Annotated in this window: 17 protein-coding genes; 13 read left to right on the top strand and 4 right to left on the bottom strand. The window is 58.4% G+C overall.

The window, feature by feature from the left end:
- Positions 1-191 precede the first annotated feature (191 nt).
- The 6 genes from K9U38_RS01500 (at position 192) to K9U38_RS01475 (ending at position 6,506) form a co-directional block, all read left to right on the top strand.
- Positions 192-1,268: a branched-chain amino acid ABC transporter substrate-binding protein gene (locus K9U38_RS01500; protein ID WP_224492563.1), complete on the top strand. Its 1,077-nt coding sequence runs from the start codon at positions 192-194 to the stop codon at positions 1,266-1,268.
- Positions 1,268-2,275, top strand: a complete 1,008-nt coding sequence (locus K9U38_RS01495) for a P1 family peptidase (protein ID WP_224492562.1) — start codon at positions 1,268-1,270, stop codon at positions 2,273-2,275. The genes K9U38_RS01500 and K9U38_RS01495 overlap by 1 nt, the downstream gene beginning before the upstream one ends.
- Positions 2,276-2,345: 70 nt before the next feature.
- A complete protein-coding gene (gene rpe / locus K9U38_RS01490) occupies positions 2,346-3,014 on the top strand; it encodes a ribulose-phosphate 3-epimerase (RefSeq protein WP_224492561.1) in 669 nt (222 codons plus the stop codon).
- A 5-nt stretch (positions 3,015-3,019) separates the two neighbouring features.
- Positions 3,020-3,757, top strand: a complete 738-nt coding sequence (locus K9U38_RS01485; protein WP_224492560.1) for a DUF2259 domain-containing protein — start codon at positions 3,020-3,022, stop codon at positions 3,755-3,757.
- A gap of 102 nt (positions 3,758-3,859) precedes the next feature.
- Positions 3,860-5,176 (top strand): adenylosuccinate lyase, encoded by a 1,317-nt coding sequence (gene purB / locus K9U38_RS01480; protein WP_224492559.1) that lies wholly within the window; start codon positions 3,860-3,862, stop codon positions 5,174-5,176.
- Between the two features lie 520 nt (positions 5,177-5,696).
- Complete coding sequence (locus tag K9U38_RS01475) at positions 5,697-6,506, top strand: VOC family protein (protein WP_224492853.1); 810 nt, start codon at positions 5,697-5,699, stop codon at positions 6,504-6,506.
- A 93-nt stretch (positions 6,507-6,599) separates the two neighbouring features.
- Here K9U38_RS01475 and K9U38_RS01470 read toward each other — a convergent pair whose 3' ends face one another.
- Positions 6,600-7,583, bottom strand: coding sequence for an NAD-dependent epimerase/dehydratase family protein (locus K9U38_RS01470; RefSeq protein ID WP_224492558.1), 984 nt, complete (start codon positions 7,581-7,583; stop codon positions 6,600-6,602).
- A gap of 156 nt (positions 7,584-7,739) precedes the next feature.
- Here K9U38_RS01470 and K9U38_RS01465 point away from each other — a divergent pair, with 156 nt between their 5' ends.
- Positions 7,740-8,288, top strand: a complete 549-nt coding sequence (locus K9U38_RS01465) for an RBBP9/YdeN family alpha/beta hydrolase (protein ID WP_224492557.1) — start codon at positions 7,740-7,742, stop codon at positions 8,286-8,288.
- Positions 8,289-8,301: 13 nt separating this feature from the next.
- Here K9U38_RS01465 and K9U38_RS01460 read toward each other — a convergent pair whose 3' ends face one another.
- Positions 8,302-9,750 carry a LuxR C-terminal-related transcriptional regulator gene (locus tag K9U38_RS01460; protein ID WP_224492556.1) on the bottom strand — a complete coding sequence of 483 codons (1,449 nt, stop codon included), beginning with the start codon at positions 9,748-9,750 and terminating at the stop codon, positions 8,302-8,304.
- 167 nt (positions 9,751-9,917) lie between these two features.
- Here K9U38_RS01460 and K9U38_RS01455 point away from each other — a divergent pair, with 167 nt between their 5' ends.
- Positions 9,918-10,226 carry a hypothetical protein gene (locus tag K9U38_RS01455; protein WP_224492555.1) on the top strand — a complete coding sequence of 103 codons (309 nt, stop codon included), beginning with the start codon at positions 9,918-9,920 and terminating at the stop codon, positions 10,224-10,226.
- 20 nt (positions 10,227-10,246) lie between these two features.
- On the opposite strand, the gene K9U38_RS01450 is transcribed toward K9U38_RS01455, so the two are convergent.
- Together K9U38_RS01450 and K9U38_RS01445 are read right to left on the bottom strand one after the other, a co-directional pair.
- Positions 10,247-11,011 (bottom strand): HpcH/HpaI aldolase family protein, encoded by a 765-nt coding sequence (locus tag K9U38_RS01450; protein ID WP_224492554.1) that lies wholly within the window; start codon positions 11,009-11,011, stop codon positions 10,247-10,249.
- A 481-nt stretch (positions 11,012-11,492) separates the two neighbouring features.
- Positions 11,493-11,810: a DUF1476 domain-containing protein gene (locus tag K9U38_RS01445; RefSeq protein WP_224492553.1), complete on the bottom strand. Its 318-nt coding sequence runs from the start codon at positions 11,808-11,810 to the stop codon at positions 11,493-11,495.
- A gap of 328 nt (positions 11,811-12,138) precedes the next feature.
- On the opposite strand from K9U38_RS01445, the gene purC reads away from it, so the two are divergent.
- The 5 genes from purC to K9U38_RS01420 all read left to right on the top strand — a co-directional run bounded on the left by purC (position 12,139) and on the right by K9U38_RS01420 (position 14,822).
- Positions 12,139-12,903: a phosphoribosylaminoimidazolesuccinocarboxamide synthase gene (gene purC / locus K9U38_RS01440; RefSeq protein WP_224492552.1), complete on the top strand. Its 765-nt coding sequence runs from the start codon at positions 12,139-12,141 to the stop codon at positions 12,901-12,903.
- A 19-nt stretch (positions 12,904-12,922) separates the two neighbouring features.
- On the top strand, positions 12,923-13,162 hold the full coding sequence (gene purS, locus K9U38_RS01435) for a phosphoribosylformylglycinamidine synthase subunit PurS (protein WP_224492551.1): 240 nt from the start codon (positions 12,923-12,925) through the stop codon (positions 13,160-13,162).
- Between the two features lie 20 nt (positions 13,163-13,182).
- On the top strand, positions 13,183-13,419 hold the full coding sequence (locus K9U38_RS01430) for a hypothetical protein (protein WP_224492550.1): 237 nt from the start codon (positions 13,183-13,185) through the stop codon (positions 13,417-13,419).
- Positions 13,416-14,084, top strand: a complete 669-nt coding sequence (purQ, locus tag K9U38_RS01425; protein ID WP_224492549.1) for a phosphoribosylformylglycinamidine synthase subunit PurQ — start codon at positions 13,416-13,418, stop codon at positions 14,082-14,084. The genes K9U38_RS01430 and purQ overlap by 4 nt, the downstream gene beginning before the upstream one ends.
- Positions 14,085-14,162: 78 nt before the next feature.
- The gene (locus K9U38_RS01420) at positions 14,163-14,822 is read left to right on the top strand and encodes a glutathione S-transferase family protein (RefSeq protein ID WP_224492548.1); all 660 of its coding nucleotides are present in this window, start codon (positions 14,163-14,165) and stop codon (positions 14,820-14,822) included.
- Positions 14,823-14,865: the final 43 nt, after the last annotated feature.

The following is a 14,865-nucleotide window of genomic DNA, read 5'->3' as shown; positions in this document are numbered from 1 at the left end:
CGTTGGCAATAAGCACAATTTTGTTTCCGTTACATAAAGCATCACTATCTCAACGCACGCCGCAACCATAGGGCCCGAATATTTTTTCCGATATGTTTCCTTTTATATAGGTCCGCATTGCGCAGAGTGAAGGAAACAGTTACCGAAAACGAGTAAGCGCTTACCATTCAAGAGGAAACGGCATTTTCGCAATGAGTTCCATGATACGCACCGCAACGTTTGGCCTCTGCCTGTTGTTCTGCAGTGTCGCATATGCGGAAGACAAGATTGGTGTTATTGCGCCGCTTTCCGGCTCCTTTGCGCGCCTTGGTACGCAAGTGCTCGACGGCGCAACCATCGCAGTTGCGACAAACAGGAACGGCCAGCCCGTATCGATCGCGGCAGCCGACGACCAGTGCAATGCCGCCGGCGGCGCCGCAGCGGCAACCCAAATGGTCCAGGCCAATGCTGTGATCGTCGTGGGCTTTCTTTGCGCGGAATCTCTCGAGGCCGCCCTTCCCATTCTCAGCCAAAAGGGAATTCCCGTCATCACGCCGGCCATCCGGTCGCAGACCCTGACGGAATTGCGCTCCGAACAGCCTTACCCGGTATTCAGGATTGCGCCCTCCGACCGCAACGAGGCCGTGGAAACAGGCGATATCCTTGCCGACCGCTGGCGTTCCTTGCCCTTCGCCATCATCGATGACGGCACGATCTTTGGCCGTGAACTGGCATCGGGTGTCCGCGCCCGTCTTGAGGAAAAAGGTCTGAAGCCGGTTTTCGCCGATACCTACAGACCCGGCCTGGACAACCAGAACGCGCTTGTCGGGCGACTGAAGCGCGCCGGCGCTACCCAAGTCTTTGTCGGCGGTGAACGCGACGATGTTGCAGCCATTGGCCGAAGCGCGGTGGCGCTTGATTATCCCCTCGTCATAGCGAGTGGCGAGGCACTCAATGCGATGGGCAATGGCCTTGCCATCGGAACGCTCATGATCGCGCCACGCGAACCGCAATTGCTGGAAAGTGCCCGCAATGCCAGGAATGCCATCGAACTCGCTGGAAAAGTCCCTGAAGGCTATACTTTGCCCGCCTTTGCGGCCGTGGAAGTGGCAATACAGGCGCTGACGATGGCGCAGTCACAGGCCGGATCGTTGACGGAACTGCTACGCAAGAATGTTTTCGAGACCGCCCTCGGATCCATGCAATTCGACAATGCTGGCGAACGGATCGCCGACACCTATCGATTGCAGAAATACGATGGCACACAGTTCGTGCTGGAGACCAATTGATGGCAATCCGGGCGGGTTCGCGCAATCTCATTACAGACGTCGCAGGACTGAGCGTGGGCAATTCTTCGGACAGCAAGGTCAAATCCGGAACGACAGTCATTCTCTGCGACAGCCCTGCAACTGCGGCGGTACAAGTGCTTGGCGGTGCTCCAGGAACGCGCGAGACCGATCTTCTGCAGCCGCATAACACTGTCGAGGCGATCAACGCCCTGGTACTGTCGGGCGGATCGGCATTCGGGCTCGACGCCGCTTCCGGAGTCCAGGCGGCGCTGCGGGAAATGGGCATCGGCTTTGAGGTGGGCACGCAGCGCATCCCGATCGTTCCAGCCGCCATCCTTTTCGATATGCTCAATGGCGGTCATAAGGAATGGGGCAGATATCCTCCCTATCGTGAGCTTGGTCACGCGGCCGTGCACGCCGCCTCGCGCGACTTCGAAATTGGGTCAGTCGGCGCCGGTACCGGAGCCACGGTCGCCGGGCTAAAGGGTGGCCTGGGGTCGGCCTCGTCATTGCTCGCAAGCGGCACGACTATTGGCGCTCTTGTCGCCGTCAACGCGTTGGGCTCGGTAACAGTCGGCAAAAGCAGGCACTTCTGGGCATCCCCGTTTGAGATCGGCGACGAATACGGTGGACTTGGCCTGCCGCATCCATTGCCTGCCGATGCGGTCGCGGTACGGACCAAATTCGACGACACGGCTCTGGAAGCGAACACCACAATCGGCGTCATTGCCACTGATCTGATCCTGAACAAGGGCCAGGCAAAGCGCCTTGCCATTGCCGCCCATGACGGTTTTGCGCGGGCCATCTGGCCGTCTCACACGCCTTTCGATGGCGATCTTGTGTTTGCGCTGGCGACAGGGGCTAGCGGCCGGACGCCGGAAGTTGCTGAATTCATTGATCTGTGCGCCATCGCCGCTTCGACCATGTCACGTGCCGTGGCGCGCGGCGTGTATGCTGCAACACCGGCCGAAAATGACCCGCATCCCGTTTGGCGGTCCCGTCTCTGACGCGGTTTCGATTGTGCCAGCGCATTACCCGTGGTAACCGGCGCTCAAAATTCATACCGGAGACCTATCCATGAGCCGTCCGCTCGTCATCGCCCCGTCCATACTCGCTTCGGACTTTTCCAGGCTCGGTTCGGAAGTGACCACCGTCTTGCAGGCTGGTGCCGACTGGATCCACATCGACGTCATGGACGGGCACTTCGTTCCCAACATCACGTTTGGTCCCGACGTCGTGAAATCGATCCGCCCTCTGACGGACGCGATCTTCGACACCCACCTCATGATTTCGCCTTGCGACCCCTATCTGGAAGCCTTTGCCAAGGCAGGCTCGGATATCATCACCATCCATGCCGAGGCCGGACCGCATCTGCACCGCTCTTTGCAGGCCATCCGCGCCCTGGGCAAGAAGGCCGGCGTCGCGCTCAACCCCGCGACACCGGAATCGGCCATCGAGTATGTGCTCAACGACGTCGATCTCATCCTTGTCATGACCGTTAATCCCGGGTTCGGCGGGCAAAAATTCATCAGCGGGATGCCGGAAAAGATAAGTAGAATCAAACAGATGATCGGTGATCGGCCAATCGACCTCGAAGTCGACGGCGGTATCACCGCCGAAACGGCGCCTCTGGCCACGGCCGCCGGGGCCAACGCGCTCGTCGCTGGTTCGGCAGTCTACAAGGGCGGAACGGAAACCGCCTATCGCGCCAATATCGACCTCATCCGCAACGCATGTAAAGGATAGGCACGATGTATCGCCGCCTCCGCCAAGCCATGATCGTTGCCCTGTTCATGGGCGCTTGGCCCCTGGTCGCACAGGCTGGCGACGCCGCGAAGCTTGATATCCTTGGTTTTTCCAAGGATGGAGGGGTTTTCGCATTCGAGGAATATGGCGTGCAGGATGGCTCCGGCTTCCCCTATGCCAACCGGTTCTACATCGATACGGCAAATGACACCTTCCTGCCAAAAACCCCGGTTCGGGTTAGGCTGGACGATGAAGCGGCCCCACTGGAAAGTGCTCGCGGCAAGGCAGGGCTGGATGCGCAGGGTGTCACCTCTCTAACCGATCAGGAACTGCGCGCAAACGCCGGACAGACCGTCGCCGTCAACCCCGTGACCGAACTGTCGGCCGACCCCTTCAAAGTGCGGATCAATCCCCGCCCGGTCTTTCCGGCGATCGACCCGGCGCTGACGATTCAACTTGAAGAGGTCGATGTCCCCGCGAGTGAGACTTGCCAAAACGTTGGCGAAATCAAGGGCTTCCGCCTGACGCTTCTGGAAGAAACACCAGCTGCGAAACCCGAATTGCTGCATGCGGACACCACAGTTCCGGCAAGTCGTGGCTGTCCGCAGGGGTATAGTATCGGCGCCGTCCAGACCTATTACCCAGAGGGCGGCAAGCCGGTGATCGCAGTGATGATTGCAGTCCGCGCGATGGGCTTCGAAGGCCCCAACCATCGTTGGCTGGCGGTGACGAAACGTCGATAGCGGCGCAACTCTGCAAAGCCGGTCAAAAGCAGCGTTGAGTGATCGGCTCCGGTCTGCTAGACCCCCCAATAAGCCCACAATATATCGCCGACAGGAAAACATATGATCCCGCGCTATTCGCGGCCTGAAATGGTCGCAATCTGGTCCCCGGAAACAAAGTTCCGCATCTGGTTCGAAATCGAGGCGCATGCTTGCGACGCACTGGCCGAACTCGGAGTCATCCCCAAGGAAGCGGCGAAAACCATCTGGGAAAAGGGCGGCGCAGCCACGTTCGATATCGATCGCATCGATGAAATCGAACGGGAAACCAAGCACGATGTCATTGCTTTCCTGACACATTTGGCGGAAATCGTCGGACCGGACGCCCGTTTTGTTCATCAGGGCATGACATCCTCCGACGTGCTCGACACCTGCTTCAATGTGCAACTGATGCGCGCCAGCGACATTCTGCTCGCGGACCTGGACAAGCTTCTGGCCGCGTTGAAGAAGCGCGCCTACGAGCATAAGGACACCGTCACCATCGGCCGGAGCCACGGCATTCACGCCGAACCGACGACGTTCGGCGTCAAGCTGGCGCAGGCCTATGCAGAGTTTGATCGCTGCCGCACCAGGCTCGTTTCAGCACGCGCGGAAATTGCAACCTGCGCCATCTCCGGCGCTGTAGGCACCTTTGCGAATATCGATCCACGCGTCGAAGAACATGTCGCCAAGGCATTGGGAATGCAGGCAGAACCTGTTTCGACGCAGGTGATCCCACGGGATCGCCATGCCATGTACTTTGCAACCCTCGGTGTTATCGCCTCGTCGATCGAACGGCTGTCCGTCGAGATCCGCCACCTGCAGCGGACCGAGGTTCTGGAGGCCGAGGAGTATTTCTCGCCGGGCCAGAAAGGCTCGTCGGCCATGCCGCACAAGCGCAATCCGGTCCTGACCGAGAACATGACCGGACTCGCCCGCATGGTTCGCGCCTTCGCCCTGCCCGCCATGGAAAATGTCGCGCTGTGGCATGAACGCGATATTTCTCATTCCTCGGTAGAGCGCATGATCGGTCCGGACGCGACAATCACCCTCGATTTCGCCCTTGCCCGCATGGTCAGCGTCATCGAGAAATTGCTGGTATACCCGGACAACATGCTGAAAAACATGAACAAGTTCCGCGGCCTGATCCACTCGCAACGCGTCCTACTGGCGTTGACGCAGGCGGGCGTTTCACGCGAGGATTCGTATCGTCTGGTTCAGCGCAACGCCATGAAGGTCTGGGAACAAGGAAAGGATTTCCAGGAAGAACTGCTCGGCGATGCCGATGTCCGGGCTGCACTTTCCGAGGAGACCATTCGCGAAAAGTTCGATCTCGGCTACCACACCAAGCACGTCGATACGATCTTCGAGCGCGTGTTTGGCGCAACTGGCAACAACTGAAACAAAGCTGCTGGTTGAAAAAATCAGTCGAAATTCGCCGATCTCTCCTCAAGAATCGACGAATCCTCTGCCAAATTCGATCAGTATTAGTCGAAGTAGCCGCCGGAGTGGCGGCTACGCCAGGCAAAATGGGCGCAAACCGCCAGTAAAAGGCCAGAAGGCCACAAGGTTAATTGAACGATCGTTAAATTAGCTTTCCGGCCGTGAATTGCCATGTCGAAACATGTTCGGGCGCCTCGCCGTACCACACGGTACGCAGCGGATTGGCGGCCGGTTAGTGGCTCTCATTCAAACCTTGCAATGGCTTGCATTGGTAAACAATGCACGACGCCTCGTTCAACATTGTTGAACAAGCTGTTCGCTCGCACCGGGCTTGTCTCCGAAACGGAATAAGCCGAGCTTATGTACAACGAAACAATTATGTTACGAAGGTACATGCATGAAGCTCACGCGGCGGGTTGTAGTTGGTGGTGCTGTCACGCTGGCCGTAACGGCGGGACATACCCGCGCGGAGACGAAAATGGACAAGATTTCCTTTGCAGGCACCGCTCCAACCTTTGTGTCAAAGGTAGGCATAAAGGCGAAGGACGCCGACACGCTGTCAAAGTATTATCAGGATGTCGTTGGCTTGCGCGAAGTTGCGCGCAAGGGTCAGTCGGTCATTCTTGGCGCGGGCGAGACGCCGCTGCTCGAGATCGAGCAGGCTTCGGCAGTTCGTGCCGATGATCCGCACAGCGCCGGTCTTTACCATACCGCTTTCCTTTTGCCGGCCCGCGCCGATCTTGCCCGCTGGGCGCGACGCGCGATCGATCGGCAGACTCCAATCACCGGCGCTTCCGATCATCTCGTCAGCGAAGCGATCTATCTGACCGACCCGGAGGGCAATGGCATCGAAATCTACGCTGACCGGCCGCAACAGGAATGGAAGTGGAACGGCGCGTCGATACAGATGGGAACCGAGGCACTGGACGTCGGCAACCTTTTGGGCGAACCGGGCGGCGATGTCCCCTGGGCCGCCGCACCGGACGGCACGATGGTCGGACACCTGCACCTGCGCGTCGGCGATGCCAAGGAAGCCGAAAGCTGGTGGCAAAATGAGCTCGGCCTGCAGACGGTTGCAGGATTTGGCGGCAGCGCCGTGTTCATGTCGACCGGGGGCTATCACCATCACGTCGCGGCCAACTCCTGGCAGAGCCGTGGCGCGGGCCGCCGCGACAATGACCGGTCCGGTCTCGCCTGGGCCGAGTTCAGTTCTGCCGACGCCAAGAGCGAACGGGAGATCGTCGATCCCTGGGGCAATGTCGTCAGGATAGTGCCCGCCAAACGTTAGCTTCGACTTACATATTGTGACGGGCTCACCATGAGGGACGGGGTTGGCTGCATCGATCGCCGCCACCGGCAAGTATATGTGCATGAACCGCACCTATTCTACGGGGTACGGCCCTTCGGAAAAGCTCTCCGCATGATAGCCTTTTGATCCGATCAGCCGGGCCAGCGGACTGCGTATATCCTCGCCCGCTTTCAGGCGCTTGATCAGGTACGGGAAATCATATCTCGGCTCCCATCCCAGTTCAAAGCGGGCGCGCTCATTGACATAGACGCGGTCGATGCCGGGCAGCATGGTCCAGCCGCGCCGCGCAAACTCGGCCGCGTATTCAGGAACGCGGCGCCCCACCACGCGCGGGGCGTCATCGCGCAAATCGCGCAGATCGTCACGCGTAAACGGTGTCGTAGCGCTGATGATATAGCGGCGGAAGCCGAGTTCGGGAGCTTTCTCCGCTGCCAGAAGATGTGCGCTGACGATGTCCTCGATATCCGCCCGCCGGTAGAGGAATTCGACCAGCTTGATATTTTGGTCGGACCTTTCGCTGCGGGCTTTGGCGTTGTCATCCTCCTCGGGAAAAAACCGCGACGTCCGCAGGACCATCGTCGCCAGTCCCTGGTTCCTGTAGAACAACTGGCAGAGATCTTCGGCCGCAGCCTTGGTAACGCCATAGATATTTTTCGGGATCGGCGTGACATCCTCAGTTATCCACGCTGCCGGCGCATCATCCGGCGGCACAAGGGCATCGCCGAAGACGCTCGTCGTGCTGGTATAGATGAAGGCGCGGACCTGCGCCGCCGCCGCTGTTTCAAGGAGATTGAGCGTGCCGGTAATATTGGTGTCGATGAACTCCTGGCGCGCATGCGTCGCAACATGCGGCTTGTGCAATGTTGCTGCGTGAAAGACCGTCGTCACGCCTTCCATGCAATTGCGGACATGGGCTCGATCCAGAACCGAGCCGACATGTGTGGTAAACGGACCCTCCACGATATCGAGTCCGGCAACCGGGCGCCCTCTCTCCCGCAGGCAGCGGACGAGCGCTTCACCCAGATGACCGGAACTGCCTGTGACCAGGATCGTCATGCTTGTCTCCGTGATAGAATCAACCGGATTCTACCATCGAGTGCGCGCAAAGGCGCGAGGTAAGCTGCGCCATACAGTCTGTTTCGAGGGGCGTACCGTCGCATGGGACCATTGCGCGTATTGCGAACTTTTTTCATTCTTCCTAAATACGGACCCATGAAAGTTAAAGACGCAGACATCCTCATTGTTCCCGGTTACACCAATTCCGGCCCCGAGCACTGGCAGACGCGCTGGGAGTCAAAGCTCTCCACGGCCCGCCGGGTCGAGCAGGCGGAATGGACGAAGCCCGTGCGCGAGGACTGGGTCGCTGAAGTTGTCAAATCGATCAATGATGCAACACGGCCTGTCGTCGTCGTCGCCCATTCGCTCGGCGTGCCTACCTTCATTCACGCCATTCCCGAGATTGGCGACAAGGTCAAAGGTGCATTCCTGGTCACCCCGCCGGACGTTTCCAACCCGAAAATCCGGCCGAAGCATCTCATGACCTTCGGGCCCTACCCGCGCGATCCTTTTACCTTCCCTTCCATCGTCGTCGCCAGCCGCAACGATCACTATTGCAGCTATGAGGTTGCGGACGATCTTGCAGCCGCCTGGGGGTCGATGATCATCGATGCCGGAGAATCCGGCCACCTTAACGCCGAAAGCGGACACGGTCCCTGGCCGGAAGGCTCGATGGTTTTCGCGCAGTTCCTGTCACGGCTTTAGAGACAGGTCGACCTCAGGCCAATCCGGCCCGTTTCGCGCCCTGCCTGATCGCCACCAAAGCGGGCGGATTGGTCACCGGATAGCCGGTGATGAAGTCTTCAGGCGTAAGGTCCGCAGATGCATGCACCAGACGGCTAACGCATATCTCGAGTTCAGCTTGTTCCCCCAGCATGGCATGTGCCATTGCCCGGAACATGAAGCCAGACGGCATATCGGGAGCCCGCCGGAATGCGGCCACGCTTTCCCGGTAGCGTCCCAGCACAAAGGTTACACGGCCGAGCATGCTGAAATACCAGGCCGGGGCCAGTGCATTGATAGTAATTGCGCGATTGATCAGGTCATAGCCTTCTTCCGGATTGCCCGCTGCAAGCGCCCGGCTGCCGGCAACGAGCGCCAGGATGTCACCGTCATTCGGCGCGGCCGCAAGCGCCATTGTATTTTCTTCGACGGCACCGGCAAAATCGCCATCGCAGGCACGGAGGTCCCCGACCGCCTGGCGCGCGATACTGTCACCAGGATCGAGCGACAGGGCCTTGTTGGCGCAGTGGATGAAATTGGTTAGCGATAATACCGGATCATCCCCGTAGCCGTTGCTCCCCTGCACCGCATAGGCGAACCCCAGCTCCATCCACGCCCGGGCAAGGCAGGGGTCGATCATGACGGCGTGTGACAGAAGCCGGATCGCTTCCGCATTTGAAGCGCGGGAACAAATGTTGAGCTGCTCGACGCCAAGGAGATGGCATTCATAGGCGCCGAGGCTCGCCGGCGGCTTGAGACGGGCAACGTTTCGCCGAAGATGGGCGAGCTTGCCGCTGCAGCCGGCTAGTACATTGACAATATTTTCAGTGACGGAATCCTGTATGGCGAAAAGATCGTCCGCGGGCCGGTCGTAGCGGGCCGACCACAGGTACGAACCGCTATGGCTGTCAACAAGTTGCACAGCAATGCGCACCTGACTTTCAGTGGCCTGCAGACTCCCTTCAAGATGATAGTCGGCATTCAGCTCACGGCCGATCACGCGCGGATCATCGCGCCGCCCCTTGAATGCCAACATCGTCATGCGGGAAATCACGGCAAGGTCGGGGTAGCGCGCAAGATTGGCGATGATGTCGGTTGCGAGGCCATCCGCGAGAAGCGCCCAGCGCGCGCCACTGCCCAGGTTTTCAAATGGCAGCACCGCTATGATTGGCGGCCCGGAGCTATTGTTCAGCCGGACAACCGAAGCGGCTGGAGTGGCGTTTTGCTTCAGTTGCCCCATAAGATGATTGGCAAGCGCCAGCTTGTTGTGAATACCGAGCTTCTGATAGATGACTGACAGATGCGTTCGGACAGTTGAAGGCGAGATAAAGAGCGCTGTACCGATTTCGCGGTAGGTCATTCCCTCGGCAAACTTTTTCGCGACCACCAGCTCGCGCGTCGACAGTTCCGCATTTGGAGCGGTTTGGATGTCGTGGCTGGACACTGCGCTACAATCCCCCAATCGCCCGCTGATCACAAAAAGCCAAAATACACCATGTCCGGCTTAAAAACACTACATCTGCACGATGCCGCCGAGGATCTCCTGTCCGTATCATCGCCAACAAGGGGGCTCCGATTATTGCCGCCCCAACCGGCCGAAGAGAGGGTCCCATGAGAACGCAAATTCTGGCAGCAATGCTCTTGATTCTGGCGCCGGTCTCGGCTTGGCCACAGGAAGCAAACCACCCCAAACCGGCAATCCCCGAGGAGGTAGTCCGGATGTGGAGCGCCCGCGCCTATGCCGACCTGCTTATCCAGGCCTATGAAAAGGGATGGCGCTATCCGCAGGTTCAGGTCGAGAATGGTTTCAAACGCCATTTCGAGGAAATGAAACTGCAACTTATCGCTCAGGGATATCAAATCGTCGCCGAGGACGCCGGCGACAAACCGCACGCCGGACCAGCGGCGACTGAGCTTTAACGACCGTTCACGGTCCTGGCCTAGCTTTTGATTGCATCAAGCAGTGATTGCACGCCGAGGGTGAGGTACGCGGTGTCCACGGCCAGCGGGATATAGCTGTAGCCGAGCCCGGCGAATCGTTTGGCCAGCGACGGGGTTGCGCCATAGATGCCACACAGCTTGCCTGCTGCCTTCGCTTTGGCTGCAATCATGGACAGGGGTTCAATGATGGCCTCGGAACCTGCATCAACCTCCTGCCCATTGCTCCATGCAATGGAAAAGTCCGATGGGCCGACGAAAACGCCATCAATGCCGTCCACGGCCAATATATCGTCGAGTGCGTCGTACGCGGTGCGTGTTTCGATCATGGCGAATGCAAGCGTCGCCTCATTGACCTCGCGCAGGTAGCCGCCCGACCCGCCCGAGCCATAGCTGCCGGGACGGCCACGCAATTGTCCCCACGAACGCTCGCCGATCGGCGGATATTTCATCGCCCTGGCAAAGAGCCGTGCATCGTCCGCGCTGTTGATCATGGGCGCGACAACCCCGTCCGCGCCAAAATCGAGCGCGCGGCTCGCCATGTCGAAACGTCCGACAGGAACGCGCACCATGGCATGCTTCTGGGCAGAGCGGAGGATGCCGACGAGCGAGACGATGCTCGCCGTATCATGCGCGCCGTGCTGCATGTCGAGGAGAACGGCATCAAGCGGTGTACGGGCGAGCGCTTCCATGACCAGTGGATCGGTCAGGCTGGACCAGCCCGAATAGATGATTTCTCCAGCCCTCAGGCGTGATGCAAGTGACATGGCTTATCCAGGGGCATTTGCGCGTCAGAGAGCACGAACTGCCCTATCTTTTCATGTTTGGGCGATTCCGGGAAAACCGCTTCTCGCGCTTCTTGGAATCGCTGCTGTTGCGGATCGCGATACTTTGCGAACCGCAACCGCAGACGTCAAGCGCTATCTGTCACGACCCGTCCAACTCAGGCGGGCAAGCAACCATCGCGATCGTTGGACTGATAACTAAAGTTTGAAGTCGCTCGCCGTCAATCCGACGGCGTTGACGCGGAACATGTAGTCCGGACCGTCCCCGCTCAAGTTAAGTAACCTTAAAAATACTGCCAGACATGGTTTTAACTCCTTGAAAAATAACGCGGGATCAGCCCCTCAGAATCGAACGTAGCACCCTTTAACGGCGGTGAATATTCGACTTTATGCCTATGTTTTTAAAAGAAAAAAGCCGCCTAAGGAAGGCGGCTTTCGCATGGTCGTACAAGGTGAAAAAGGATCAGGAACCTTCGACCTGGCGGATTGCCTCGATCATCAGTTCCTCCATCGTGCGGCGGATGCGATGATCGGACGTGTCGACACCGGCCGCATCGAAATCCGCACGGATCTTGCGAAAGACGTCGTCGTCGCCGGCTTCCTGGAAGTCCGCCTTGATGACATCCTTCACATAGGCATCGGCCTCTTCGCCAGTCTTGCCGAGCTTTTCCGCCGCCCAGATGCCGAGAAGCTTGTTCCGCCGGGCTTCCGCCCTGAAACGCACTTCTGCGTCATGCGCATACTTGTTTTCAAAGGCGTTCTTGCGATCTTCCATTGTCATCCTCACTTGCTCCCGCAAAATCATTGGGTCATTCGACTGCTATATACATCCTGGCATTGGGCGTTTTTCAGGCAGACCCACGATGTTCATAGTTCTCCAGTTTCATATAGCCGTTCTCCAGAAAATCGAAAGTCTCAAATTATACAGGAACGACGGGCCCACGTCACATTGTCGTATAAGCACCATAGTCTGCCTATATCCCATAAAACGTGGGTGCTCCACAAAGGATGATTGTAGAATGCTTGCTTTTAAGATAGTTAGCGCGCCAACATGACGGCACGCCTAAGAACCGGGGCCGACCGATAACTCCAATACCAGAGAATCCGCAATGAACCGTCGCCGCCGTGTCTACGAAGGCAAAGCAAAGATCCTTTACGAAGGACCAGAACCAGGCACTCTCGTCCAGCACTTCAAAGACGATACGACCGTGCTTCACCCCAAGAAGACCGAGGTCATCGACGGCAAGGGCGTTCTGAACAACCGCATTTCCGAATATATCTTCAGCCAGTTGAACCGCATGGGCATTCCGACGCATTTCATCCGCCGGCTGAACATGCGCGAGCAGCTGATCAAGGAAGTGGAAATCATTCCGCTGCAGGTGGTCGTGCGCAACATTGCCGCCGGCTCGCTTGCCAAGCGTCTGGGCATCGAGGAAGGCACCGTCCTGCCGCGCTCGATCATCGAGTTCTACTACAAGAATGACGAGCTCGACGATCCGATGGTGTCGGAAGAACACATTACCGCCTTCGGCTGGGCGGCTCCGCAGGAGATCGACGACATCATGGCGCTCGCCATCCGCGTCAACGATTTCCTCAGTGGCCTGTTTCTGGGCGTCGGCATCCAGCTCGTCGACTTCAAGATCGAATGCGGCCGTCTTTATGAAGGCGACCTGATGCGCATCGTGCTCGCCGATGAGTTCTCGCCGGACTCCGCAAGGCTCTGGGACAGCCAGACTGCCGAAAAGCTGGACAAGGACCGTTTCCGCCGCGACATGGGCGGCCTCATCGAGGCCTATCAGGAGGTTGCGCGCCGTCTCGGCATCATGAATGAAAACGAACTCAACCGCCCGACCGGACCGGTATTGGTCAAATAGCACTGGAGAAGACAAGTCGATGAAGGCACGTGTCACTGTAACCTTGAAGAATGGCGTTCTTGATCCGCAGGGCAAGGCAATTGTCGGTGCGCTGGGCAGCCTTGGTTTCGATGGCGTCGGATCCGTGCGCCAGGGCAAGGTCTTCGATGTCGAACTCGACACGAAGGATCGCGCCAAGGCGGAGGAAAGCCTCAAGGCGATGTGCGAAAAGCTCCTCGCAAATACCGTGATCGAAGATTATAGTTTCGCCATTGATTGATGACGTTTCAAGGATTCGCCATGGTCGAAGTGACGCAGGATTTGATTTACGAGGTTCTCAGGAATATTCAGGGCGATGTATCCAATTTGAAGGGTAACGTTCGCGAGCTGCGACAGGATAATGTCAGCATCCGCAATCATCTTCATTTGCTGCAGGGTGACGTCAATAACCTGCATGGTACTGTCGGCCAAATTGTAGATCGCCTCGATCTTCGGGAACTCGCAGAAGCACAAGCAAGGTTTGAACCACACCCATGAAATCAGCAGTCGTTCTCCTTCCCGGCCTTAACCGTGACCGCGACATGATCGCGGCGCTGACCAACATTTCCGGCGTCGCGCCGCAAACGGTCTGGCAAACAGACACGGACATTCCCGATGTCGACCTGATCGTCATCCCCGGTGGCTTTTCCTACGGCGACTATCTGCGCTGCGGCGCGATTGCTGCCCGCATGCCTGTCATGCAGGCGATCCGTGAAAAGGCCGCCAAGGGTGTGATGGTGATGGGCGTGTGCAACGGCTTCCAGATCCTGGTCGAAGCGGGCCTGTTGCCCGGCGCGTTGATGCGCAACGCCTCGCTGAAGTTTGTCTGCCGCGAGGTCAAGCTCGAGGTGACGAACGCCAACACGGCCTTTACCCGCGGTTATTCGCACGGCCAGATCATACGCACCCCGGTCGCCCATCATGACGGCAACTACTTTGCCGATGAAGAGACCCTGGCGCGCATCGAAGGCAATGGTCAGGTCGTGTTCCGCTATGCGGAAGGCGCGAATCCGAACGGCTCGATCAATGATATTGCAGGCATCATCAACGAGAGCGGCAACGTTCTCGGGCTCATGCCGCATCCGGAGAACTTGATCGAGGCTGCGCATGGCGGCACCGACGGGCGTGCATTGTTTGCTGGCGTTCTTGGGGTTGCCGCCTGAGCAAAATCCTATACGTTTGAAAAATGCCGTTTCAACGGGGAGTGCGTTGGAACGGCGCTCAAATGGAGGACCCCCGGAATGAAACTGTACTCGCGGCCGCTATCTCCCTATTCCTCCATCGTCCGCTGCATCGCCTATTACAAACAAGCCCCCATCAAGATCGTTGCGCCGCCGCCGGGTGTCCCGATTCCGGAAGAATTTCGCGCCATATCGCCTTTCAACCGGATCCCCGTATTGATCACGGGCTCCGGCCTCACGATCATCGAGGCCTCGGTGATCGCGGAATATCTGGAGGAACATTTCCCTGAACCGTCGCTGCTGCCCGCCGATTCCCGGGATCGCGCCATCGTGCGCATGACGGCACGCGCTGCCGAGCTTGAGGTCCTTGCGCCGGTCATGGAACTGTTCGAGCTGATTTACTTCAAGTCCAAGGATGAGGCGCGGATCTCCAAGCTTTACAAGCAGATGGAGATTGGCCTGACGGAGGTCGAAAAACGCCTTGGTCACGGCCCCTACGCCCTCGGCGAGCAAATGACGCTGGCCGATGCCTGGCTCACCCCGACCCGTTTCGTCTTCAACAATTTCCGCAAGCTGTCGGGTCGCAACGACCTGCTCGAGCCATTCCCCAATTTTGATGCCTATCAGCAACTGATTGTTCAGGATCCGGTGCTATCGCTGGTCTGGTACGAAATGACGGACGGACTCAAAGTGTTCGAGAGTGAACTCGAGTCTGCGTGAATCCCCGATTTTGCAGCGCCGCCGCGTCCCTTGTTTTCCGAGG

Origin of the sequence: Phyllobacterium lublinensis (assembly GCF_020164435.1) — a bacterium.
Classification (GTDB): Bacteria; Pseudomonadota; Alphaproteobacteria; order Rhizobiales; family Rhizobiaceae; genus Phyllobacterium; species Phyllobacterium lublinensis.
The sequence above is the reverse complement of the archived record's forward strand: the minus strand, read 5'-3'. Positions and strand labels throughout refer to the sequence as shown.